This window comes from Fuscibacter oryzae (assembly GCF_016765795.1).
GTDB lineage: Bacteria > Pseudomonadota > Alphaproteobacteria > Rhodobacterales > Rhodobacteraceae > Fuscibacter > Fuscibacter oryzae.
On sequence record NZ_JAESVP010000004.1, the window covers coordinates 51,981 to 73,279 of the forward strand.

General features: G+C 63.6%; 22 protein-coding genes. 12 read left to right on the forward strand and 10 right to left on the reverse strand.

Features of this window, described 5'->3' with window-relative positions:
• Nucleotides 1-40: 40 nt before the first annotated feature.
• Nucleotides 41-589 (reverse strand): phosphatase PAP2 family protein, encoded by a 549-nt coding sequence (locus tag JI744_RS08430; protein ID WP_202659533.1) that lies wholly within the window; start codon nucleotides 587-589, stop codon nucleotides 41-43.
• A gap of 91 nt (nucleotides 590-680) precedes the next feature.
• Between JI744_RS08430 and JI744_RS08435 the strand changes: the two genes are divergently transcribed.
• Nucleotides 681-2,285, forward strand: coding sequence for an ArnT family glycosyltransferase (locus tag JI744_RS08435; RefSeq protein WP_202659535.1), 1,605 nt, complete (start codon nucleotides 681-683; stop codon nucleotides 2,283-2,285).
• Here the strand turns inward: JI744_RS08435 and JI744_RS08440 are convergent.
• Together JI744_RS08440 and JI744_RS08445 are read right to left on the reverse strand one after the other, a co-directional pair.
• The gene (locus JI744_RS08440; RefSeq protein WP_202659537.1) at nucleotides 2,270-2,896 is read right to left on the reverse strand and encodes a TetR/AcrR family transcriptional regulator; all 627 of its coding nucleotides are present in this window, start codon (nucleotides 2,894-2,896) and stop codon (nucleotides 2,270-2,272) included. The genes JI744_RS08435 and JI744_RS08440 overlap by 16 nt on opposite strands.
• A gap of 59 nt (nucleotides 2,897-2,955) precedes the next feature.
• A complete protein-coding gene (locus JI744_RS08445) occupies nucleotides 2,956-3,129 on the reverse strand; it encodes a hypothetical protein (RefSeq protein WP_202659539.1) in 174 nt (57 codons plus the stop codon).
• Between the two features lie 153 nt (nucleotides 3,130-3,282).
• On the opposite strand from JI744_RS08445, the gene mbfA reads away from it, so the two are divergent.
• The 10 genes from mbfA to JI744_RS08495 all read left to right on the forward strand — a co-directional run bounded on the left by mbfA (nucleotide 3,283) and on the right by JI744_RS08495 (nucleotide 12,977).
• Nucleotides 3,283-4,260, forward strand: a complete 978-nt coding sequence (gene mbfA / locus JI744_RS08450) for an iron exporter MbfA (RefSeq protein WP_202659540.1) — start codon at nucleotides 3,283-3,285, stop codon at nucleotides 4,258-4,260.
• Nucleotides 4,261-4,318: 58 nt separating this feature from the next.
• On the forward strand, nucleotides 4,319-5,245 hold the full coding sequence (locus tag JI744_RS08455) for an AEC family transporter (RefSeq protein WP_202659542.1): 927 nt from the start codon (nucleotides 4,319-4,321) through the stop codon (nucleotides 5,243-5,245).
• Nucleotides 5,242-6,072 (forward strand): S-formylglutathione hydrolase, encoded by an 831-nt coding sequence (gene fghA / locus JI744_RS08460; protein WP_202659544.1) that lies wholly within the window; start codon nucleotides 5,242-5,244, stop codon nucleotides 6,070-6,072. The genes JI744_RS08455 and fghA overlap by 4 nt, the downstream gene beginning before the upstream one ends.
• Nucleotides 6,073-6,216: 144 nt before the next feature.
• Nucleotides 6,217-6,636 (forward strand): CAP domain-containing protein, encoded by a 420-nt coding sequence (locus JI744_RS08465; RefSeq protein WP_202659546.1) that lies wholly within the window; start codon nucleotides 6,217-6,219, stop codon nucleotides 6,634-6,636.
• A 4-nt stretch (nucleotides 6,637-6,640) separates the two neighbouring features.
• Nucleotides 6,641-7,096, forward strand: coding sequence for a YaiI/YqxD family protein (locus tag JI744_RS08470; RefSeq protein ID WP_202659548.1), 456 nt, complete (start codon nucleotides 6,641-6,643; stop codon nucleotides 7,094-7,096).
• Nucleotides 7,097-7,167: 71 nt separating this feature from the next.
• Nucleotides 7,168-8,142, forward strand: a complete 975-nt coding sequence (locus tag JI744_RS08475; protein WP_202659550.1) for a DMT family transporter — start codon at nucleotides 7,168-7,170, stop codon at nucleotides 8,140-8,142.
• A complete protein-coding gene (locus JI744_RS08480; protein ID WP_202659552.1) occupies nucleotides 8,114-8,740 on the forward strand; it encodes an HAD family hydrolase in 627 nt (208 codons plus the stop codon). The genes JI744_RS08475 and JI744_RS08480 overlap by 29 nt, the downstream gene beginning before the upstream one ends.
• Nucleotides 8,737-9,639, forward strand: a complete 903-nt coding sequence (locus JI744_RS08485; RefSeq protein ID WP_202659554.1) for an ornithine cyclodeaminase family protein — start codon at nucleotides 8,737-8,739, stop codon at nucleotides 9,637-9,639. The genes JI744_RS08480 and JI744_RS08485 overlap by 4 nt, the downstream gene beginning before the upstream one ends.
• 13 nt (nucleotides 9,640-9,652) lie before the next feature.
• Complete coding sequence (locus tag JI744_RS08490; protein ID WP_202659556.1) at nucleotides 9,653-10,531, forward strand: choline/ethanolamine kinase family protein; 879 nt, start codon at nucleotides 9,653-9,655, stop codon at nucleotides 10,529-10,531.
• 7 nt (nucleotides 10,532-10,538) lie between these two features.
• On the forward strand, nucleotides 10,539-12,977 hold the full coding sequence (locus JI744_RS08495; protein ID WP_202659558.1) for a GcvT family protein: 2,439 nt from the start codon (nucleotides 10,539-10,541) through the stop codon (nucleotides 12,975-12,977).
• A gap of 27 nt (nucleotides 12,978-13,004) precedes the next feature.
• On the opposite strand, the gene fba is transcribed toward JI744_RS08495, so the two are convergent.
• The 5 genes from fba to JI744_RS08520 are packed head-to-tail and all read right to left on the reverse strand — an operon-like array spanning nucleotide 13,005 to nucleotide 17,029.
• On the reverse strand, nucleotides 13,005-14,039 hold the full coding sequence (gene fba, locus JI744_RS08500) for a class II fructose-bisphosphate aldolase (RefSeq protein WP_202659565.1): 1,035 nt from the start codon (nucleotides 14,037-14,039) through the stop codon (nucleotides 13,005-13,007).
• A gap of 9 nt (nucleotides 14,040-14,048) precedes the next feature.
• Complete coding sequence (locus JI744_RS08505; RefSeq protein ID WP_202659567.1) at nucleotides 14,049-15,026, reverse strand: class 1 fructose-bisphosphatase; 978 nt, start codon at nucleotides 15,024-15,026, stop codon at nucleotides 14,049-14,051.
• A 4-nt stretch (nucleotides 15,027-15,030) separates the two neighbouring features.
• Nucleotides 15,031-15,492, reverse strand: coding sequence for a D-erythrulose-4-phosphate isomerase (gene derI / locus JI744_RS08510; RefSeq protein ID WP_202659569.1), 462 nt, complete (start codon nucleotides 15,490-15,492; stop codon nucleotides 15,031-15,033).
• A gap of 11 nt (nucleotides 15,493-15,503) precedes the next feature.
• A complete protein-coding gene (locus JI744_RS08515) occupies nucleotides 15,504-16,268 on the reverse strand; it encodes a triose-phosphate isomerase (RefSeq protein ID WP_202659571.1) in 765 nt (254 codons plus the stop codon).
• A complete protein-coding gene (locus tag JI744_RS08520) occupies nucleotides 16,265-17,029 on the reverse strand; it encodes a DeoR/GlpR family DNA-binding transcription regulator (protein ID WP_202659573.1) in 765 nt (254 codons plus the stop codon). The genes JI744_RS08515 and JI744_RS08520 overlap by 4 nt, the downstream gene beginning before the upstream one ends.
• A gap of 145 nt (nucleotides 17,030-17,174) precedes the next feature.
• Here JI744_RS08520 and tkt point away from each other — a divergent pair, with 145 nt between their 5' ends.
• Nucleotides 17,175-19,193, forward strand: coding sequence for a transketolase (gene tkt, locus JI744_RS08525; protein ID WP_202659575.1), 2,019 nt, complete (start codon nucleotides 17,175-17,177; stop codon nucleotides 19,191-19,193).
• Here the strand turns inward: tkt and JI744_RS08530 are convergent, their stop codons facing one another.
• Nucleotides 19,194-20,144, reverse strand: coding sequence for a sugar-binding transcriptional regulator (locus JI744_RS08530; protein WP_202659577.1), 951 nt, complete (start codon nucleotides 20,142-20,144; stop codon nucleotides 19,194-19,196). It lies immediately after the preceding gene.
• Nucleotides 20,145-21,284, reverse strand: coding sequence for an iron-containing alcohol dehydrogenase (locus JI744_RS08535; protein ID WP_202659579.1), 1,140 nt, complete (start codon nucleotides 21,282-21,284; stop codon nucleotides 20,145-20,147).
• Nucleotides 21,285-21,299: the final 15 nt, after the last annotated feature.

A 21,299-nucleotide genomic window follows, 5' to 3' on the forward strand; every position in this document is an offset into this window, starting at 1 on the left:
TTGGTCGGGCAAAGGATGGCAGCGAAGGCTGAGGATTGGGTTAAGCCCGGCCCAGAAACTTGGCAATCCAGCGCCGCAAGCGGCTGCCGCGCCGCGCCAGACGGTCACAGCCCAATCCCAGAACCACGCCGGCAAGCACCTGCCACAGATCATGCGCACCCACCACGATTCGCGACCCGCCCACCAGACCGGCCCCCAGAATCGCAACCGATTGCGCCAGTGCGTTGCCCGCCAGACAATCGCTGACCAGACGAGAGGTTCCCAGCACGGCGGTCGAGGTATGGGCCGAAGGCATCCCCCCGGTTCCGCCATGCGGGCGCTGGTTGATCGACGTATCGCCCAGAGCGCCTTTGGTGCCATGCGCCAGCCCGAACATCACCAGATAGCGCAGGCCATATTCAACCCCTTCGCCATTCGCGGCGGCACAGCCCAGTGCTAGCATAGGCAGGGCGATTTGCAGCCGATCCCCCGTCTTTTCCACCCGCCCAGCCGTTAGCAGGACCACGGCAATGATTGCGCCGCTGATCAGAAGCCCCCGGAGTGAGCCGAGGAACAGATATTTCAGCAGGCGAAGCGCGGCATTTTGCATGGCCGGACCATGGTTTCGCGGCCCGCCGTTGTCCAGCGGTTCCGTTCGCGCCGTTTTGGCGCTACACCCCGCAAAACGGCAGGAGATCGCGATGGCAGCGGTTTGGGCAGGATGGCGCGCGCCGGTGGTGGCGATGCTGGTGATGCTGGTGATGCTGGTGCTGGCCTTGCCCGGCTTTTTCAGCCTGCCGCCGATTGACCGGGACGAGGCACGCTTTGCCCAGTCTTCGGCGCAGATGCTGGCCTCGGGTGACCTGATCGACATCCGGTTGGGGGATGAGCCGCGCTATAAGAAACCGGTCGGAATTTATTGGTTGCAGGCGGCGGTGGCCGGGCTGACCGGGCAGGGCGAAAGCATCTGGGCCTATCGGCTGGTGTCGCTGATCGGGGCGGTGGCTTCGGTGGGGCTGACCGTCGGTATCGCGCGGCGCGTGATGGGAGAGGGGCCTGCGCTGCTGGCCGGGGTAATGCTGGCTTCTTCTTTCCTGCTGGGGGGAGAGGCGCGGCTGGCCAAGACCGATGCCATGCAGCTTGCGACAATACTGGCGGCGCAGGCGGTTCTGGCGCGGGCGTTTCTGCCGGGGGGGCGCAACCAAAGGCCGGACCTGTCGTTTGGGGCGGCGATGGGCTTTTGGGTAGCGGTCGGGTCGGGCATTCTGATCAAGGGGCCGATCACGCCGCTGGTGGCCCTTTTCACCGTGACGGGGCTGTGCATTCACCGCCGCGATACCAAGATTTTGCGCGTGCTAAGGCCGGTTTGGGGCCTGCTGCTGGTGCTGGCCATGGTTGCCCCATGGCTGATAGCGATCACGTTCAAAAGCGGAGGGGCGTTCTGGGCGGCCTCGGTCGGGCAAGACATGCTGGCCAAGGTCGGGCAGGGGCAAGAAAGCCATGGCGCGCCGCCCGGCACCTATCTGGCGCTGGTATGGGCGACGTTCTGGCCCGGATCGGCGCTGCTGGTCGCGGCCTTGCCCGCGCTGTGGCACGGACGGCGGCAGCCGGTCATGGCCTTTGCCTTTGGCTGGATCGTGCCGGTCTGGCTGATGTTCGAACTGACCGCGACGAAACTGATCCACTATGTCCTGCCCGCCTATCCGGCCTTGGCGATTCTGGTGGCCTGGGGCCTGTCGCAGGCCATGCCGGGGCGGGCTTGGCGCGGGATAGGTGCGCTTGTGGCGGTGGCGGTTCCTGGGGGGGTACTGGTGGCGCTGTGGGTTGGGGCCGGGCAGATTGGCGCGCAACTGGCACCGAGTTACTTGCTGGGGGCCGCAGGTCTGGCGCTTGCCGCGCCGCTGTTGGCCATAGCGCTTTGGCGCGGGGCGGTGCCGTTGCAAATCGGCGCGCTGGCGGGCGCGGGGCTTGCCCTGTCGGTGGCTCTGTTTCCGACTCTGGCGCGGATTCCGACGCTGTGGCCTGCGGTCGCGCTGGCGGATGCGGCGACGACCCACCCCGACTGTCGCGCGCTTTCGGTTGGGTATGAAGAGCCTTCGGCCCTGTTCCTTACCCAAGGCAAACTGCGCTTTGCCACCCCAGAGACGCTTGGTGCAGAACTGGCCAAACCCGGATGTGTGTTTCTGGCGGTTGAGGCGCGGGCGGGTAGCGGTCTGGCGGTGGGCTTGACTCTGATTGGCGAATTTAGCGGCATGAACCTTGGCAATGGCCGCAAGGTTGATCTGAGCTTTTACCTGCGCCCGTAGCGGGCCATGAACATCTGCACTGCGCCGTCGATCACGCGGGCCACGGCGGCAGGCGCGCAACAGGAATCGTCGCCGACCCCAAACACCAGCCGGTCGTGAATGCCCGCCTTGCAAAGCTGGGTGAACTGTTCGGCCGCAAGGTCGATGTCGTCTATGGTCAGCTCGCCCCGGTCAACCGCGCAGCGCAGGAAATCCGCGATGCGGTCATGCACCAGTTTCGGCCCATAGTGATAAAACTCATGCGCCAGCGCCGGAAAGGTTGCGGCTTCGGCCACGGCAATACGGAAAATCCGCTGTCCAAAATCACTGACCAGAAACGCCGTCAGTTTTTCGGCAGCCAGCCGCAGCACCTGCGCCACGGGGATCGCCTCGTCAATCTGCGCCTCGGCCTCTTCGGCCTGACGGCGGCATTCTGCTTTGGCAATCTCCAGAAACAGCAGGCGCTTGTCGGGGAAATAGGCGTAAAGCGTGGCCTTCGACACGCCCGCCTCTTTCGCGATGTCATCAACCGAGGCACGTTCAAAGCCATCGCGCATGAAAACGGTCCGGGCGCCTTGCAGCACCTGGTCGAACTTGCGCCCCTTTACGATCACCTGCGGTTTTGCGGTCATCTTGTCCCCGGCTGTCGCGGGCAATGTAGCCCGCGCATCCACCGGGGGGCAAGCACTGGTCAGTTGCCAGCCGGGCAAGAGCCACCAAGCGTTGCGGGCTGGGCGCAGCCTTGGGTCACTGGGGCACTGCTGTCAGGGAAATCGAGGTGCGGAAGGTCAAAGGCGCAGGCGGCGGCAAGACCTGACAGCAGAGCCAGGGCAAGGGCGAGGGTTTGGGTGCGCAGGTGGCTCATGGTGATCTCCTTATTTTGAACCTGACGGTTTAGTTCGATATGAACGGGTCGGTTCGGCTTGGCAAGAAGTTTTGAACTGTTTGGTTCAAAATGTCGCATCTTGCCGCGGCGCGGCGATCTGTTAGTTTAGAATCATTCCAGAAGGAGCAAGACATGATCCCCGGCATTTCCTCGCGCCGCCGCTTTTCCGACCTGACAGAGCAAGAGGTTCTGGCGCTTGCCATCTCTTCCGAGGAAGACGATGCCCGCATTTATCGCAGCTATGCCGAGCGGTTGCGGGCCGACTATCCCGGCTCGGCCGCTGTCTTCGATGGTATGGCCGAGGAAGAAGATAACCACCGCCGCCGCCTGATTGACCTGCATCAAGACCGCTTTGGCCCGGTGATCCCGCTGATCCGGCGCGAACATGTGGCTGGGTTTTACGCCCGTCGTCCGGTGTGGCTGGCTGCGAACCTGAGTCTGGAGACGATCCGGGCCGAGGCGGCGGCGATGGAAAAGGGCGCGCAGGATTTCTATCTGCGTGCGGCTGCCCGTACCAGTGATGCCGCCACCCGCAAACTGCTGGGCGATCTGGCCGCTGCCGAGGCCACGCATGAAGCCAAGGCCGAAGAACTGGAGGCCACCAACCTGCCCGAAGGCGCGCGCAGCGATGAGGATCTGACGGCGCGGCGGCAGTTCATCCTGACCTGGGTGCAGCCGGGGTTGGCGGGGCTGATGGATGGATCGGTTTCTACCCTTGCCCCGATTTTTGCCACGGCATTTGCCACGCATGATAGCGCAACGACCTTTCTGGTCGGCCTTGCCGCAGCACTGGGCGCAGGCATTTCGATGGGGTTCACCGAGGCCGCGCATGACGATGGCGTGCTGTCGGGGCGCGGTTCGCCCATGAAGCGTGGCTTTGCTTCGGGGCTGATGACGGCGGTGGGGGGCCTTGGCCATGCCCTGCCCTATCTGATTGCCGATTTCTGGACCGCGACGGCGATTGCGGTGGTGGTGGTGTTCATCGAACTGTGGGCGATTGCCTGGATTCAGAACCGCTATATGGAAACACCCTTTCTGCGTGCCGTGATGCAGGTGGTGATTGGCGGTGCCCTTGTTTTCGCCACCGGAGTGCTGATCGGCGGCGGCTGAAGCGGGCGGGCGCGGGCAGGCTCTTGCCCCGGCCCGCGCGGCATGACAACCAAGGGTCATGCTTGCGATCCTGTTCAAGACCCTGCCGTTCTTTGCCATCATCGGTCTGGGCTTTGCCGCAGGCCGCGCGCGCTTTATTTCGCCCGAAGCAACCGGATCGCTGACGAAATTCGTGTTCTACTTCCCGCTGTCCGCGATGCTGTTCGGTTTTGCCGCGCGGATGTCGCTGGATCATATCTTTGATCTGCGGCTGGTGCTTGCCTATCTGGTGGCGTCGTTCTGCCTGTGGGGGTTGGTGTTCGCGGTCGGCCGGATGCGGACCCTGCCGCTGGCCGAGGCCGCGATGGAGGCCCATGCCGCCGTGTCGGGCAACACCGGGTTTCTGGGCGTGCCGATGCTGGTCAAGCTGATCGGACCTGCCGCCGCCGCCCCGGTGATGATGGTGCTGACGCTGGATATGGTGGTGTTTTCCAGCCTGATCACGCTGGTTGTGACCGCCAGCCGCGAAGGGCGGCTGCGGCTGGCCAGCCTAGGACCGCTGCTGCGGGGGCTGCTGGCCAACCCGATGATCGTGTCGATCGTGCTGGGGTTTTTGTGGTCGGGCCTTGGGCTGCCGCTGCCCGGCCCGCTGGATGAATTTCTGACTTTGCTGGGGGCTGCGGCCACACCCTGCGCGCTGTTTGCAATTGGTGCGTCGCTCGCGGGTCGCAGGGCCGACCGGCCAGCCGCCGCCGCCTGGATTTCTGCTGTAAAGCTGCTGGCGCACCCGGCGCTGGTGTCGGGCGCTGGCTGGGCACTGGGAGTTGAGCCTTTCGCGCTGGGCGTGATGGTGGCTGCGGCCTCCTTGCCAGTGGCGGGCAACGTCTTCATCTTGGCGCAGCATTACGGCGTCGCCCCGCAACGGGTTTCGACCGCCATCCTGATCTCGACCGCCGCGTCCATCCTGACGGTATCGGCGGTGATTGCCCTTGTGGAGAAGATATGAAGACGATTTCAGAAAACCGCTGTTTCGGGGGCGTTCAAGGGGTCTACTCCCACGCCTCGCAGGTCACCGGCTGCGACATGACCCTGGGCCTGTTCCTGCCCGAACAGGCCGAAACCGGGGCGGTGCCGGTGCTGTGGTATCTGTCGGGTCTGACCTGCACGCATGAAAATGCCATGGTCAAGGCCGGGGCCCAACGCTGGGCGGCCGAGGCGGGCATTGCGCTTGTTTTCCCCGACACAAGCCCGCGGGGTGACGGCGTGGCCAATGATGCCGCCTATGATCTGGGCCAGGGCGCGGGGTTTTACGTCAACGCGACCGAAAAGCCCTGGTCACCGCATTTCCAGATGTGGGATTACATCACGGACGAACTGCCGAACGCCTTGTTCAGCGCCTTTCCCATCGCCGAAGAGGCCCAAGCCATCAGCGGCCATTCGATGGGCGGCCACGGTGCCCTGACCATCGCGATGAGCTTTCCGGGACGGTTCCGCAGCGTTTCGGCCTTTGCCCCGATCTGCAACCCCACCGCCAGCGACTGGGGCCGCAAGCAATTTGCTGCCTATCTGGGGGCCGAAGAATCGACATGGGCGCAATATGACGCGACTTTGCTGATGAGAAAGCGCGGTTTTGATGGCCCGATCCTGATCGATCAGGGCACGCAGGACCAGTTCGTCGATCTTTTGAAGCCGGAATCCCTTGCCATGGCCATGGCAGAGCGCCGGCAGGGCGGCAGTTTCCGGATGCAGAAGGGCTATGACCACAGCTATTTCTTCGTCTCGACCTTCATGGAGGAGCATGTGGCGTTCCACGCTGCGGCACTTCACGCCTAAAAGCTGCCATTACGCCGCCAAAATCATCGTCTTCCCTGTTTGTCATGGCCCGAAAGGGACCGGCAAAGGGGAAAGACGATGAAGCGAGTTGGGACTGCCATCCTGAGCGCTGCGTTGATGGTCGCAAGCCTGCCGCTTGCGGCTATGACAACGCAGGAAAGTGAAGTACTGGACCTGATCAATCAGGAAAGGGCCAGACACGGATGTGGGGCACTGTCGGTAAATGCCAGGCTGACCGCCGCCGCCGAGGGCCATGCCGTCGCGATGGCGACCAAGAATTTCTTTGGTCACAAGGGGCCAAATGGCTCTACCCTGCGCAGCCGTACCAACCATGCCGGCTATCGCGGCGGATCGCTGGCGGAAAACATCGCTGCGGGCTGGTCGACGCCGCAAAAGACCGTTTCCGAATGGATGGCCAGCAGTGGGCATCGCCGCAACATTCTGACCTGCAAGTACCGCGAGACGGGCATCGCCATGGTCTACGACCCCAACGACGCGCCGATTCCGGGGCAGCCCTCTCATCCGATGAAGTATTATTGGGTGCAGGTTTTCGGCAAGAAGTAACGCCGTGAGGGTGCTTTACGTCGATGCCGACGCCTGCCCTGTGAAGGCCGAGGCGCAGCAGGTTGCGCTGCGCCATGGCTGGGCCATGGTGCTGGTGTCGAATGGCGGCATCCGCCCGGTGGATCATCCGCTGGTCCAGACCATCTATGTGCCCGACGGGCTGGATGTGGCGGATGACTGGATTGCAGAGCGCGCAGGGCAGGGGGATCTGGTGGTTACCTCAGACATCCCGCTGGCCGGGCGTTGTATTACGGCTGGCGCGCGGGTGATCAAACCTGACGGCGCGGTGCTTCATGATCGCAACATCGGCGAAGCGCTGTCGCTGCGCAATCTGATGACCGATCTGCGCAGTGCCGATCCGTTTCGTCAGGGCGGCGGGCGCGCCTTTGCCAAATCGGACCGCTCGCGTTTTCTGGATGTGCTTGATCGTGAGATCAGGGCCGTGCGACCGGCGCCCTGAACCGGGCGTTCCCGTCAGCCGATGTCGCAACGGGAACAGACCGGCGCGGCGCAACGCGGTTCCTTGGCGCTATGACGCCCGCAGTTCCGACCCCGGCCAAAAGCCCCCGTTCTGGCATATTGCTGGCCTTGGGTGGGGCCATGGTGCTGTCGCTGAACGATCTTTCGATCAAGGCGCTGTCGGCCACCTATGCTCTGCATCAGGTTATCTTGCTGCGTGCGCTGATCGGAATGGCGCTGGTGCTGGCGGTGATCAAATTTTCCGGCACCGGCTTTGCCCAGTTGCGCACCCGGCGCAGGGGCGCGCAACTGTTCCGCGTATCGATCGTGATGATCTCGAATGTCACCTATTTTGTAGGGCTGTCGCTGATGCCCTTGGCCGATGCGGTGGCGACGGCCTTTGTCGCGCCGCTGTTCGTCACATTGATGTCGGCGGTGATCCTGCACGAACATGTCGGGCCGCGCCGCTGGGCGGCGGTGGGCGTGGGTATGGTGGGCGTGATCATCATGACGCGGCCGGGCGCGGGCGTGATACAACCTGCCGCGATTCTGGTTCTGATTTCGGCGCTGTGCTATGCGGGCAGCCATATGATGACGCGCCGCCTGCGCGATACCGAAAGCGCGATGACGCTGAATTTCTATGTGCAATGCGGCTTCATCGTGGTCAGTTCGACCATGGGGCTGATGTTCGGCGACGGGCATCTGGCGCAGGCCCCGGGCGCGACATGGGAGTTTCTGTTCCGCCCGTGGATGGTGCCCCAAGGGCATCACCTGTGGGCCTTTGTCGCCACGGGTCTGGCGGTGGGCATCGGTGGTCTGATGATGAGCCAGGCCTACCGCACGACCGAAGCTGCGTTGATCGCGCCCTTTGAATATATCGGAATGCCGATGGCCATTCTGTGGGGGTTGGCCTTCTTTGGCACCTGGCCCGACCATACCGCCTGGGCAGGGATTGCGCTGATCTGCGGCGCAGGGCTTTATACGTTGTGGCGGGAAACGGTTCGAAGAAAGGTTCAGGATGTCGCGGCCCCAAGCGGTGATATTTGACATCGGCAATGTGCTGACGCGCTGGCAGCCAGAGGCGTTTTATGACCGGGTGATCGGGCAGGACCGCCGGCAGGCACTTTTTGCCGAGGTTGACCTGCATGGCATGAACGACCGCATCGACGAAGGCGCGTTGTTCCGCGAAACCATCTATGACTGGGCCGAGGCCTATCCTGCTTGGCGGGATGAGATTCGCATGTGGTATGACCGCTGGGACGAACTGGCCAGCCCCCGCATCGACGGCTCGATCCGCCTTCAGCGCACCTTGCGGGCCAAGGGGGTGCAGGTGTTCGCGCTGACCAATTTCGGGCGCTATTCGTTTGAGGAAGCCCTGCCCAAGATGGATTTCCTGCAAGATTTCGACCGCCGCTATGTGTCGGGCGTGATGGGCGTGATCAAGCCCGATCCGCGGATTTATGAGATGGTTGAGGCAGATTGCGGCTTGCCCCCTGAAAGCCTGCTGTTCACCGACGACCGGGCCGACAACATCACCGCCGCCGCCCGCCGCGGCTGGCGCACCCATCAGTTCGAAAGCTGGCAGGGCTGGGCCGCGCGTCTGGTGGCCGAAGACTTACTTACAAAACAGGAGGCCGGGCTTTGACCCTTGAGATCGTTCCGAAAGAGGCTGAAAGCCTGCTGACATGGCCCGGCCTACTGGCGGCGTTCGAGGCGGGGCACCTGTTGCCGCAGCCCGATATCAAGGATCTGTTCTGCTATCGCGGGCCTGACACCATTCTCGACCGTGCAACCTGGATCGACGGGCTTGGTGCTTTGGTCAAGGTGGCCACCGTCGTGCCCGGCAATGCCGCGCGCGGGTTGCCCACCATCTATGGCTCGGTCACGCTTTATGATGATGTGACGGGCGATCTGACCTCTCTGGTCGATTTCCATCTGGTGACCAAATGGAAAACAGCGGGCGACAGCCTGCTTTCGGCCTCAAAACTTGCCCGCAAGGATGCGCGCAAGTTCCTGCTGGTGGGGGCGGGCAACGTGGCGCGCTCGATGGTCGAGGCCTATTCCGCCTTGTGGCCCGATGCTGAATTCACCGTCTGGAGTCGCACCCGCGCCAGTGCCGAGGCGATGGGGCTGGGCGTGGCCGAGGATCTGGAAAGCGCGGTAAAGGCGGCAGATGTGATCTGCACCTGCACAATGGCGACCGAACCCCTGATCAAGGGCGACTGGCTGCAACCCGGCCAGCACCTTGACCTGATCGGCGCCTATAAGCCCAGCATGAGGGAGGTGGATGACACTGCGATGTCGCGCGCCCGCGTGTTCGTCGATGCCTGCGCCACCACGATGCACCATATCGGCGAGTTGATGGCGCCACTGAAGTCCGGTGCCATCACCGAGGCCGATATTCAGGCCGATTTCTATGACATCAAGTCCGGCGCCTATCGTCGGAATTCAGATGACGAGATCACCATCGCCAAGAACGGCGGCGGCGCGCATCTGGACCTGATGACGGCGGATTACATCGCCCGGCAGTGGAAGGCGCGGTAACATGGGGGCGGGCATGGAAACGACAGATGTTCTTGCCCGCGCCGCCGCTTTGCCCTGCTGGACCGCACCCGAAGGTGCGCGGATGCTGGAGGGTGGCAAGACCAACCAGAACATCCTGATCACCGATGCGGGCAAGCGGTTCGTCGTGCGCTTTGGCTACGACATTCCTGAACATGGCATCTTGCGCTGGCATGAGCTGATGGTGAATCGGGCGGCTGTGGCGGCGGGCCTGTCGCCCGCCATCCGATATTCCGCGCCGGGGGTTCTGGTGTCGGAATTTGTCGAGGCGCTGCCCATCACGGCGCAGGATCTGGCACAGCCCCGCGCAATCGAGGATCTGGCCGCGCTGCTGCGCCGCGTGCATGTCGATACCACGCGGCATCTGTCCGGCCCCGTCCTCAGCTTTTGGGTGTTTCACATCCTGCGTGACTATGCCCGGCAACTGGCAGAACGCGGCTCGCCCCATCTGCCGCTGATCCCTGCCCTGTTGGCCGAGGCAGAGGGGCTGGAGCAGGCAATCGGCCCCGTCAGCATGGTTCTGGGCCACAATGACCTATTGCCCGGCAACATCCTGAAAGGGGCCGACCGGCTGTGGCTGATCGACTGGGAATATGCCGGTCTGGGCAGTCCCCTGTTCGATCTGGGCGGACTGGCCAGCAACAATGGTTTCACCGAGGCGCAGGAGCGGTTGTTACTTGCCGCCTATTACGATGCCTCGGCCACCGATGCCCTGTGGCACCGCTATCAGGCGATGAAATGCGCCTCGCTTTTGCGCGAAACGATGTGGAGCATGGTCAGCGAGATCATCTCGAACCTCGACGTCGATTTCGCCACCTATACCGCCGACAACCTGTCGGCCTATCGCGCGGCGCTGGCTGCGCTGAACGCTTGAGGATGCCATGAAAGACCTGCCCACCTCGTCGAAAGTTGTCGTCATCGGCGGCGGCATCGTCGGCTGTTCGACCGCCTATCACCTGGCCCGCATGGGGGTAGAGGTGGTTCTGCTGGAAAGGAAAAAGCTGACCTCTGGCACAACCTTTCATGCCGCCGGTCTGGTGGGGCAGTTGCGCACCAGCGCCAATATCACCCAGCTTTTGGGCTATTCGGTGGACCTTTATAAGCGGCTGGAGGCAGAGACGGGTCAGGCGACCGGCTGGAAGATGAACGGCGGCATGCGCCTTGCCTGCAACGCCGAACGCTGGACCGAGGTGAAGCGGCAGGCGACCACGGCGCATTCCTTCGGCCTCGACATGCAGCTTTTGACACCGCGTGAGGCGCTGGACCTGTGGCCGATCATGACGATCGACGATCTGGTCGGCGCGGCCTATCTGCCGACCGACGGGCAGGCCAGCCCTTCGGACATCACGCAGGCCCTTGCCAAGGGCGCGCGGATGGCGGGGGCGAAGCTCTATGAGGATACCAAGGTTCTGCGGGTGCAGATTAATGAAGGCATCATCAAGGGCGTTGAAACTGAACACGGGTTCATAAACTGCGAAAAGGTGGTGCTGTGCGCGGGCATGTGGACCCGCCCCTTTGCCGCCGCCCATGGGGTGAACGTGCCCTTGGTGCCGGTGGAACACCAATATCTGATCACCGAGAAAATCGAGGGCGTGCCAACCGGCTTGCCCACCCTGCGCGACCCTGACCGTCTGACCTATTGGAAGGAAGAAGTCGGCGGGCTGGTGATGGGCGGGTATGAGCCGAACCCGAAGCTGTGGCGCGACGGCAGCCTGCCGCAAGGCTTCCATTATACGCTGCTGGATAACGATTTCGACCATTTCACCCCGATCATGGAACTGGCTTTGGGCCGCGTGCCGCTGATGGAAAACGCGGGTATCAAGCAGATGATCAACGGCCCGGAAAGTTTCACCCCCGACGGCATGTTCATTCTGGGTGAGGCCCCCGAGCAGCGGAATTTCTTCGTCGGCGCGGGCTTCAACGCCTTTGGCATCGCGTCGGGCGGCGGTGCAGGTATGGCGCTGGCCGAATGGGTGGCCAAGGGCGAGGCCCCGTTCGACCTGTGGCCCGCCGACATCCGCCGCTTTGGCCGCCCGCATTTCGATACCGACTGGATCCGGAAGCGCACCTATGAGGCCTATGGCAAGCACTACACCATGGCTTGGCCCAGCGAAGAACACCACTCGGGCCGCCCCAACCGTCGCTCGCCCCTTTATGACACGCTGAAAGCGGCTGGTGCGGTGTTCGGTGAGAAACTGGGGTGGGAGCGCCCGAACTGGTTCGCCGCGCCGGGTGAGGTGGCCGAAGACATCTACACCTATGAACGCCCCAACTGGCACAGTGCCGTGGCCCGCGAACACAAGGCGGCACGAGAGGCGGCGGTGCTGATTGACCAGACCTCTTTCGCGAAGTTCGTGCTGAAAGGCCCGGATGCCGAGGTGGCGCTGTCGTGGATCGCGGCAAATGATGTGGCGAAACCCGTGGGCAGCCTGATCTATACCGAGATGCTGAACGACCGGGGGGGGATTGAATGCGACCTAACGGTCGCCCGCATCAGGCATGACGAATATTACATCGTCACCGGCACCGGCTTTGCCACCCATGATTTCGACTGGATCGCGCGCAGCATTCCTGCGGGGATGAACGCCCAACTGGTTGATGTGACGGGGGCGTATTCGGTGCTGTCACTGATGGGGCCAAAGGCGCGGGATATTCTGGCCGAGGTGACGCGGGCCAATGTGTCGAACGCCGCCTTCCCCTTTGGCACAGTGCAGACCATCGGCATCGCCGGTGCCCCTGTGCGGGCCTTGCGGGTGACCTATGTGGGCGAACTGGGATGGGAGCTGCATTGCCCGGTGGAATGTGCCGCCAATGTCTATGCCGCCCTGCATGCGGCGGGCGCCAAGCATGGGCTGGTCAATGCCGGTTACCGCGCGATTGAAACCCTGCGGTTGGAGAAAGGCTATCGCGCCTGGGCCGGTGACATTGGCCCCGACCATACGCCGGATGAGGCGGGGCTGGGCTGGGCGGTCAAGCTGAAGAAGGACTTTGCCTTCAAGGGGCGCGAGGCGGTGGCGGCGCAGCGGGCGAATGGCGTCAAGAAAATGCTCGCCACCTTTACCGCCGCCCCCGAGGTTATCCTTTATGGCCGCGAGACGATTTACCGTGATGGCCAGCGGGTGGGCTGGCTGTCTTCCGGTGGGTATGGCCATACTCTGGGACAGTCCATCGGGCTGGGCTATGTGCGGAACCCCGAAGGCGTAACGGCGGATTATGTGCTGTCGGGCAACTATCAGTTGGAGGTCGCCAGTGAACTGGTGCCTTGCGAGGTCACGCTGTCGCCGCTCTATGATCCGAAGGGTGCCAAGATCAAGGCTTAGGGCAGGCCCGAAGGCCTGCCCACCGGCTCAATAGCGTTTCGCCATCGCCTCAACCGGCAGGGGGCGGATCTTGTCGGCGTGCCCGGCGGTGCCAAAAGCCTCAAACCGCTGGCGGCAGACCTCGGCCATCATTTCCATGGCGGGTTTCATGTATTTGCGCGGGTCGAACTCTTCCGGCTCTTCGGCAAGGGTCTTGCGGATCGCCGCCGTCATCGCCAGCCGGTTGTCGGTGTCGATGTTCACCTTGCGCACGCCAGACCGGATACCGCGCTGAATCTCTTCAACCGGAACGCCCCAGGTGGGTTTGATGTCGCCGCCATAGCTGTTGATGATGGCCTGCAAATCCTCGGGCACGCTGGAGGAACCGTGCATCACCAGATGGGTGTTCGGCAGGCGGCGGTGGATTTCCTCAATGACGTGCATGGCCAGAATGTTGCCATCGGGCTTGCGGGTGAACTTGTAGGCGCCGTGGCTGGTGCCCATGGCGATGGCCAGCGCATCCACCCCGGTTTCGGCCACAAAGCGCTGCGCCTCCTCCGGGTCGGTCAAAAGCTGGCTTTCATCCAGCTTTTCGGTCGCGCCATGACCGTCTTCCTGATCGCCCATCCCGGTTTCCAATGACCCCAGAACGCCCAACTCGCCCTCAACCGACACGCCGCAGGCATGGGCCATTTCGACCACGGACTTGGTGATGTCGCGGTTATAGGCATAGTCGGCGGGTGTTTTGCCATCGGCCTTCAGGCTGCCGTCCATCATCACTGATGTGAAGCCATTCTGAATGGCGGTGGCACAGGTGGCCAGACCATTGCCATGGTCAAGGTGCATACACACCGGAATCTCGGGATACATCTCGGTCAGCCCGTCGATCAGCCGGGCCAGCACCCGGTCACCGGCATAGGCGCGGGCGCCCCGGCTGGCTTGCAGGATCACCGGCGCATTGCTGGCCTTGGCGGCGGCCATGATCGCCAGCCCCTGCTCCATATTGGAAATGTTGAAAGCGGGCACCCCATAGGAATGTTCGGCGGCGTGGTCCAGAAGCTGGCGAAGGGTGATGCGGGCCATGACGGTTTCCTATTTCGTGTCAGACAGATAGCGGGCGATCAGGTCCACCTCTTCGGCGGCGCCAAACACCAGCGGCGTATGTTCGTGCAGGTCTTTCGGCAGGCGGTCGAGGATGGGGTTCAGGCCATCGGTGGCCTTGCCGCCCGCCTGCTCGATCAGAAAGGCAATCGGCGCGGCCTCGTACAGCGTGCGCAGGCGGCCCTGCTCGTATCCCTTGCGCCGGTCGCCCGGGTACAGGAACACACCGCCCAGCAGCAGGATGCGGTGCAGTTCGCCCACCGCCGCCGCCAGCCAGCGCATGTTGAAATCGCGGCCGCGTGGGCCATCCTTGCCGGCCCGCAGGTCCAGCGCCCATTGCTGCAACCCAAGGGGCCAGTGCCGTTCGTTCGAGGCATTGTAAGCGATGGTTTTCGCCTGTGGCTTCAGCCGGACATTCTCGCGCACGACGCGGAACCCGTCCAAGGCACGGTCATAGGTGGCGATGTGAACGCCATCCCCCAGCGACCAGCCAAAGTCACAGCTATGCCCGAAAGAGGCATAGCCCGAAGCAACCACCGCGCGCCCCGTGCGCAAAAACCCGGCAGGGTCGGCGGGCAAGATGGAAAACAGCATCCCCAAAGGTGCGCCGATACCAATGCTGCCCGATCCATCAATCGGGTCAATCGCCACATCCCATGCACCATCTGGGTTCAGCGTGACGACATGCGGGTCTTCTTCCGACAGAACCTGCCGCACCCCCGCCACGCGCAGGGCCGCCAGCATGTGGTCATGCGCGCCCACGTCCAGCGCCTTTTGCGCATCGCCGGAATCATTCGTGCCGACAATCGCCGCCGGGTCACCATAGAGCTTGCCCGCCGCCAGCCGGTCGGCCAGTGCAGGCACCGCGCGGGCCAGTGCCAGAACGATGGCCGCAGGGCCGTGATCCTTGGGCAGAAATTCATCCAGCGGCGCACCGGTAAGCGCGCCGTCATTCGGCAGACGCAGCATCGGATCAGCCTTTGTTATACTTGGCGTCAACTTCGTCGATGGCGCAGACATTGCCCGCCGACTTGCCGCTGGCATCAAAGTTCATCGTCTCGGCCAGCCAGGCATCGGCAATCGCCTTGGCCAGTTCGGTGCCGATCACCCGCGCGCCCATGGTGATGATCTGCGCGTTGTTCGACAGCGCGGCACGTTCCGCCGAATAGGTGTCATGGGTCAGCGCGGCGCGAATGCCCGGCACCTTGTTGGCCGCGATGCACACGCCAATGCCGGTGCCACAGCACAGGATCGCGCGGTCATATTTGCCCGCCATCACCTCATTCGCCACCCGGTCGGACAGGTTGGCATAGAACGGGTCCAGCGCGTCGCCAATACGGCTGACTTCGGTCACCTCATGCTTGCCCTTCAGATGTTCGGCCAGAACCTTGGCCAAGGGTTCGCCCGCGCTGTCGCCTGCAATTGCCAGTTTCATGATGTTCCCTTTCAGAGTTTCGCGGCGCATTTCGCCAGAATGTCGAGGTAGCCTGTGACGTTCCAGGCCGACCGCCCGATGAACAGCCCGTCGATATGCGGGCAGGTGATAAGCTCTTCGCAGTTTCCGGGGTTGACCGAGCCGCCGTAAAGGCAGGGCACCTTGCGGCCCAGGACGTCCTGGGCCACCGAAATGATCTCGGCCTGCCGCGCATCGGCATAATCTGACGTTGCCGGGATGCCGTTCACCCCAATCGCCCAGACAGGCTCATAGGCCAAAAGGATCGGCGCGGAATGCTGCGCAGCAGTCAGCTTGCCCAAGGCCCCGCGCACCTGCGCCTCCAGCACCTGAACCGCGCGGCCCGCCTCACGCTCGGCCAAGGTCTCGCCGATGCAGATCAGGGGGATCAGACCATGGTGCACGGCAGCTTCGGTTTTCAGGCCGACGGTTTCATCGGTCTCGCCGAAATGCTCGCGCCGTTCGCTGTGGCCCAGTTCCACGATGTCCAGCGCGCAATCCTTGAGCATCAGGGGCGAAACCTCGCCCGTCCAGGCGCCCTCATCGGCCCAGTGCATGTTTTGCGCGCCCACCTTCACACGGGTGCCCGCCAGCATCGCCTTTACTTCGCGCACGGCAGTAAAGGGCGGGATGACAAAGGGCTGGATGCGGGCATCGACGGCAGCACCTTGCAGGCCGCTGGCAAAGGCCTGCGCCTCGGCCAGTGTCTTGTTCATCTTCCAGCTTGTGCCGATCCAGACTTGCGGGGCCATGGTCATTCCTTTGCGATGGTCAGGCGAATGCCCGCGCGGTCAATCGCGGCGCGATCTTCGGGGGCGGGGGCATCGTCGGTGATGATGCTGTCAAACTCGGCCAGATCGGCCAGCACATGCAGGGCGGACCGGCCAAAGCGGCTGTGGTTGATCAGAAGGCAGGTCTTGGCCGCCGCGGCCATCATCGCGCGTTTTGACCGCACCACCGCATCATCCATGTGAAACGAGTGCAGCCCCGCAACGGCAGGCGAGGAGATAAAGGCAATATCGGCCCGTAGGCGCGACAGCGCATGTTCGGTGACCACCCCGAAAAACGCGTTGAACTTGGCATTGAAGATGCCGCCCAAGGCAATCAGCGTGATGCCCGGCACATCGCGCATCGTATCAATCACGGCAGCATTGTTGGTGATGATGGTCAGCGGGCGCTTGGCGGCCAGCGCCTCGCCCAGATGGGCAGCCATTGAGCCATCGTTGATCAGCACTGTCATGCCGGGTTCAACCAGATCCAGCGCGGCGCGGGCCATCCGGTCCTTGGCGGCCCCATCCTGCAAGGCGCGGATGCGGAAATCGCTTTCAAACTGGGTGCCGGCCTCAATTGTCGCCCCGCCGCGCACCTTGCGCAGCAGGCCTGCCTGCTCCAGCTCATCCAGATCGCGGTGGATCGTCATCTTGGACACGGCAAACCGGTCGGCCAGATCATCAAGGTCCACCGCGCGGGCCTGAACCAGCAAATCCATGATCGCCTGTCTGCGTTCTTCGCGCTTCACGGTGCCCTCCCCGGCTTTGAGGATTGATAACACGGATTCGCACTGTCGCAACATTTATTATGTGAATTTGTTAAATAGTAATGTGATTTTTGTTGTCGGATCACACAGCCTACGTTACGTTAGCGCAAACATAGGGAGGACTCTGATGCCGATGGACCCAACCGTTGCGGCCAAGGCCGCGCTTGATCCGCAGAACTTTGCGCTGGCCAATTGCATCCGTGCCTTGGCGATTGACGGGGTAGAGGCCGCGAAATCCGGCCATCCCGGCGCGCCGATGGGTATGGCCGATGCCGCAACCGCGCTGTTTCGCAACCATCTGAAATTCGATGCCGCCAACCCCGACTGGCCCGATCGTGACCGCTTTGTGCTGTCAAACGGTCATGCCTCGATGATGCTCTATGCCCTGCTGCACCTGACCGGGTATGAGGACATGACGCTGGATCAGGTGAAGAACTTTCGCCAATGGGGCGCGATCACCGCAGGCCACCCGGAATACGGCCATGCCAAGGGGATTGAGGTGACCACCGGCCCGCTGGGGCAGGGGCTGGCAACGGCAGTCGGCATGGCGCTGGCCGAACGGCGACTGGCGGCGGAGTTTGGCGCCGATCTGGTCGATCACCATACTTATGTGTTTCTGGGCGATGGCTGCTTGCAGGAGGGCATCGGGCAAGAGGCGATTTCGCTGGCCGGGCACTTGGGTCTTGGCAAGCTGATCGTGCTTTATGATGACAACTCCATCACCATTGACGGGCCGACCTCGGTGTCCTTCTCCGAAGATGTTCCGGCCCGCCTGCGCGCCTGTGGCTGGCATGTGCAATCTTGCGATGGCCATGATGGCAAGGCACTGAATGCGGCGATTGCGGCGGCCAAGGCGGAAGGGGCCAAACCGTCGCTGATCGCGATGAAAACCGTGATCGGCTTTGGGTCACCGGGCAAGGCAGGCACCTATTCCGTTCACGGCTCGCCCCTTGGCGCGGCAGAGGCGACGCTGACCAAAGAGGCGCTGGGCTGGCATGCCGCGCCGTTTGAAATTCCGGCCGATCTGGGTGCCCAGTGGCGCAGCATTGGTGCGCGCGGGGCAGATGCCCGCAAGGCGTGGCAGGCGCGGCTTGCCGCCCGTTCCCCCGCCGAACAGGCCGAATTCAACCGCCGCATTTCGGGCACCCTGCCTGCCGCCTATGACGCAGCAGTAAAGGCAGCCCGCGATGCCCTGTTCACCGCCCCGAAAAAGGCCGCCACCCGCAAGGCCAGCCAGATGGCGCTGGAGGCGCTGACCCCCGCGCTGCCCGAGATGATAGGCGGTTCGGCCGACCTGACCGGATCGAACCTGACCCGCGTTCCGGCTGTGGACAGCCAATACACCCGCGAATCCCCCGGCCGTTACATCGGTTATGGCGTGCGCGAATTCGGCATGGCGGCGGCGATGAACGGGCTGGGCCTGCATGGCGGGTTCATCCCCTATGGCGGCACGTTTCTGGTGTTCTCGGATTACTGCCGCAACGCCATCCGGCTTTCGGCGCTGATGGGGCTTGGCACGATCTATGTGATGACCCATGACAGCATTGGTCTTGGCGAAGACGGGCCGACCCACCAGCCGGTGGAACACATGGCCAGCTTGCGCGCCATTCCCAATCTGACCGTCTTCCGCCCCGCCGATACGGTGGAAACGCTGGAAGCGTGGGACATCGCCATCCGCAACCGCCATGTCCCGTCGCTGCTGGCCCTATCGCGGCAGGATGTGCCGCAACTGCGGTTGGAGGCTGGCACGGAAAACCTGACGGCCAAAGGGGCCTATGTTCTGCGCCAGTATGGGCAGGGCCGCGACGTGACCCTGATCGCCACCGGCACCGAAGTGGCCTTGGCGGTCGAGGCGGCAGAGGCGCTGCACGGTCAGGGCCTGTCGGTCGCCGTGGTCTCGATGCCCTCGTGGGAGCTGTTTGAGGCGCAGCCAGAGGCCTACCGTGCCAAAACGCTTGGCACCGCACCGCGCATCGCGGTAGAGGCGGCGGGCAAGTTTGGCTGGACACGCTATGTCGCCAGTGAGGCGGATGTGATCGGGATGCCCGGTTTCGGCGCCTCGGCCCCGGCAGAGCGGCTGTATCAGGAGTTTGGCATCACCAAAGAGGCGATCATCGCCCGCGCCCTTGCCTTGACGGGCCGCTGATCAGGAAACCAGTGCCCTTGCGGTCGGCTCATCGGTAATCAGCCCGGTCAGCCGCCCGCTTTCCAGAACCGCACGGATGGCCGCCACCTTTTGCCCCCCCCCGGCGATGGCTACGATGCGGCTATGCGCGGGGCCGTCCAGATCAACCGCCAGCGTGCGCGCCGTCAGCGTGGTTTCCAGAACCCGGCCACGGGCATCAAAGAAATGACCCAGCATTTCGCCCATGCCGCCGCCTGAATTGATCGCGGCAATCTCTCGCGGTTCGATCATGCCCGACGCGACCAGTTGCGCCCCCGCATCCGCCGTGCCGATACCCACGAATTTCAGGCCTGCGCCATTCGACAAGTCAAAGATTTCCCGTACACCTGGCTGAGCCAGCAGGATCGCCCGGTCCTCGACCGAATTGGCAAAGAAGGGTACCGGCATCACATAGGCCTGCGCGCCGGTTTTCTCGGCCAGACGGTGCATCACGTCATGAGGGTTCGCCGCATAGTGCCGGGTCAGCCCCCCCAACAGCGAAATGAACCGCACGCCCCCTGCATCGAAACGCGGCAATTGCTGCACCGCAGCGGCAAGGGTGCGGCCGTGGCCAAGGCCGATCACCGAATGCTCGGCACGTTCGATTTCCCGGCGCAGAAAGGCCGCACCAGCAAGGCCAAGGGCGCGCAGCGGCAGGCCGTCTTCGCCCAGATCGGGCGCCACCTCGCAATGGGTCAGCCCAAAGCGGCGGCAAAGCTGTTCTTCCAGCTCTGCACATTCCACAATGGCCCCGTCGATCGAGACCTTGACCACCCCATCCGCCACGGCCCGCGCAATCAAGCGGTGCGCCTTGACGGATGGCAGGCCCAGCCGCTTTGCCACAGCCGCCTGCGTCAGCCCGCCGGCGTAATGCAGCCATGCCGCCCGGATCGCCAGGCTTTCCTCAGGGTCCAGATCACCACGCCGCGCCATTCAACCCGCCTGTTCCATGATGCTGCGCAGCACGTCAGCCGACAGCGGCGCGGGGTTGGCCTTCATTGAAGAAGAGGTACTTGCCGCATCCGCCGCCACAGATTGTGCTGCGCGGTCGATGCCCATTTCGGTTAGCTTTGGCAGCCCTTGCTGCCGCGCCCAGGCTGCCAAATGCTGCGCAGCATTTGGCAGAGAAATGTCGGCCAAACCGAATGTCTGCCCGATCCACCGGCCCACCTGATCCAGCCGCGCAGGGTCGGCCACCGCCGCTCGGTTCGCCACCAGAACATGCGGCAACAGCGCACCACAGATCGCCCCATGCGCGGCCCCGGTCAGCCCGCCCAAGGGGCCAGCCAGACCATGCACCGCGCCAAGCCCCGCATTGGCCAGCGCGATGCCGCCGCACAGGCTTACCCAGGCCATTTCATCGCGCGCCGCAGAATCTTCGCCCGCCATGAGCCGGGTCAGCGCCAACAAGCCGCGTGGGATGGCATCGCGGCATAGCAGATCGGTCATCGGATTGGCGCGGGTGGAGACATAGGGTTCAATCACCTGCGTGATGGCATCCAGCCCCGAAGCAAGGGTGATGGCCTTAGGGCAGCCATCGGTCAGTGCGGGGTCCACTACCGCAAGCCGGGGCAGCATGCGCAGGTCGCGCAAGCTGACCTTGCGGGCATGGTCTGGCACGCCGATCACGGCATTGCAGGTTACCTCGGCCCCGGTGCCCGCTGTGGTGGGCATGGCGACAAAGGGTAGGGGGGGCACATCCAGCGGCAGGCCAAGGCCCACCACCTCCAGATGGTCCATCATCGGGCGGGGGGCAGGCACCAGGGCCGCAATCGCCTTGCCCGCATCAATCACCGCGCCGCCGCCAAGGGCGACCACCACCTGCACCCCCGCCTTGCGCGCCAGATCGACCCCGGCTTGCACCAAGGGGACATCCGGCTCTCGCGGCACAGAAAATCGTGTGACCTTGCACCCCGTCAACGCCGCCGACAGCCAGTCTGACCGGGCAGGATTGCCACCCTGCACCAGCAGAACCCGGCTGCCCATTGCCGCGATGCGTCCGGCCGCCTGCATGGCCTGCCCGCGCCCGAACAGGATTTCGGTGGCGGTGGCAAAGGCGAAGGGCTGGGTCATGCGGCGGTCCTGTTC

Excerpts from the sequence above, each read along its gene's own strand:
- fba (WP_202659565.1), bottom strand. The coding sequence starts at position 14,039 with ATGGCCCGCATCACCCTTCGCCAGCTTCTGGACCACGCCGCCGAACAT.
- fghA (WP_202659544.1), top strand. The coding sequence starts at position 5,242 with ATGAAGACGATTTCAGAAAACCGCTGTTTCGGGGGCGTTCAAGGGGTC.
- tkt (WP_202659575.1), top strand. The coding sequence starts at position 17,175 with ATGCCGATGGACCCAACCGTTGCGGCCAAGGCCGCGCTTGATCCGCAG.
- JI744_RS08445 (WP_202659539.1), bottom strand. The coding sequence starts at position 3,129 with ATGAGCCACCTGCGCACCCAAACCCTCGCCCTTGCCCTGGCTCTGCTG.
- JI744_RS08430 (WP_202659533.1), bottom strand. The coding sequence starts at position 589 with ATGCAAAATGCCGCGCTTCGCCTGCTGAAATATCTGTTCCTCGGCTCA.
- JI744_RS08465 (WP_202659546.1), top strand. The coding sequence starts at position 6,217 with ATGACAACGCAGGAAAGTGAAGTACTGGACCTGATCAATCAGGAAAGG.
- JI744_RS08480 (WP_202659552.1), top strand. The coding sequence starts at position 8,114 with ATGTCGCGGCCCCAAGCGGTGATATTTGACATCGGCAATGTGCTGACG.
- JI744_RS08535 (WP_202659579.1), bottom strand. The coding sequence starts at position 21,284 with ATGACCCAGCCCTTCGCCTTTGCCACCGCCACCGAAATCCTGTTCGGG.
- JI744_RS08490 (WP_202659556.1), top strand. The coding sequence starts at position 9,653 with ATGGAAACGACAGATGTTCTTGCCCGCGCCGCCGCTTTGCCCTGCTGG.
- JI744_RS08440 (WP_202659537.1), bottom strand. The coding sequence starts at position 2,896 with ATGACCGCAAAACCGCAGGTGATCGTAAAGGGGCGCAAGTTCGACCAG.
- derI (WP_202659569.1), bottom strand. The coding sequence starts at position 15,492 with ATGAAACTGGCAATTGCAGGCGACAGCGCGGGCGAACCCTTGGCCAAG.
- JI744_RS08475 (WP_202659550.1), top strand. The coding sequence starts at position 7,168 with ATGACGCCCGCAGTTCCGACCCCGGCCAAAAGCCCCCGTTCTGGCATA.
- JI744_RS08495 (WP_202659558.1), top strand. The coding sequence starts at position 10,539 with ATGAAAGACCTGCCCACCTCGTCGAAAGTTGTCGTCATCGGCGGCGGC.
- mbfA (WP_202659540.1), top strand. The coding sequence starts at position 3,283 with ATGATCCCCGGCATTTCCTCGCGCCGCCGCTTTTCCGACCTGACAGAG.
- JI744_RS08515 (WP_202659571.1), bottom strand. The coding sequence starts at position 16,268 with ATGACCATGGCCCCGCAAGTCTGGATCGGCACAAGCTGGAAGATGAAC.
- JI744_RS08435 (WP_202659535.1), top strand. The coding sequence starts at position 681 with ATGGCAGCGGTTTGGGCAGGATGGCGCGCGCCGGTGGTGGCGATGCTG.
- JI744_RS08505 (WP_202659567.1), bottom strand. The coding sequence starts at position 15,026 with ATGCTGCGTCTGCCGAATGACGGCGCGCTTACCGGTGCGCCGCTGGAT.
- JI744_RS08530 (WP_202659577.1), bottom strand. The coding sequence starts at position 20,144 with ATGGCGCGGCGTGGTGATCTGGACCCTGAGGAAAGCCTGGCGATCCGG.
- JI744_RS08455 (WP_202659542.1), top strand. The coding sequence starts at position 4,319 with ATGCTTGCGATCCTGTTCAAGACCCTGCCGTTCTTTGCCATCATCGGT.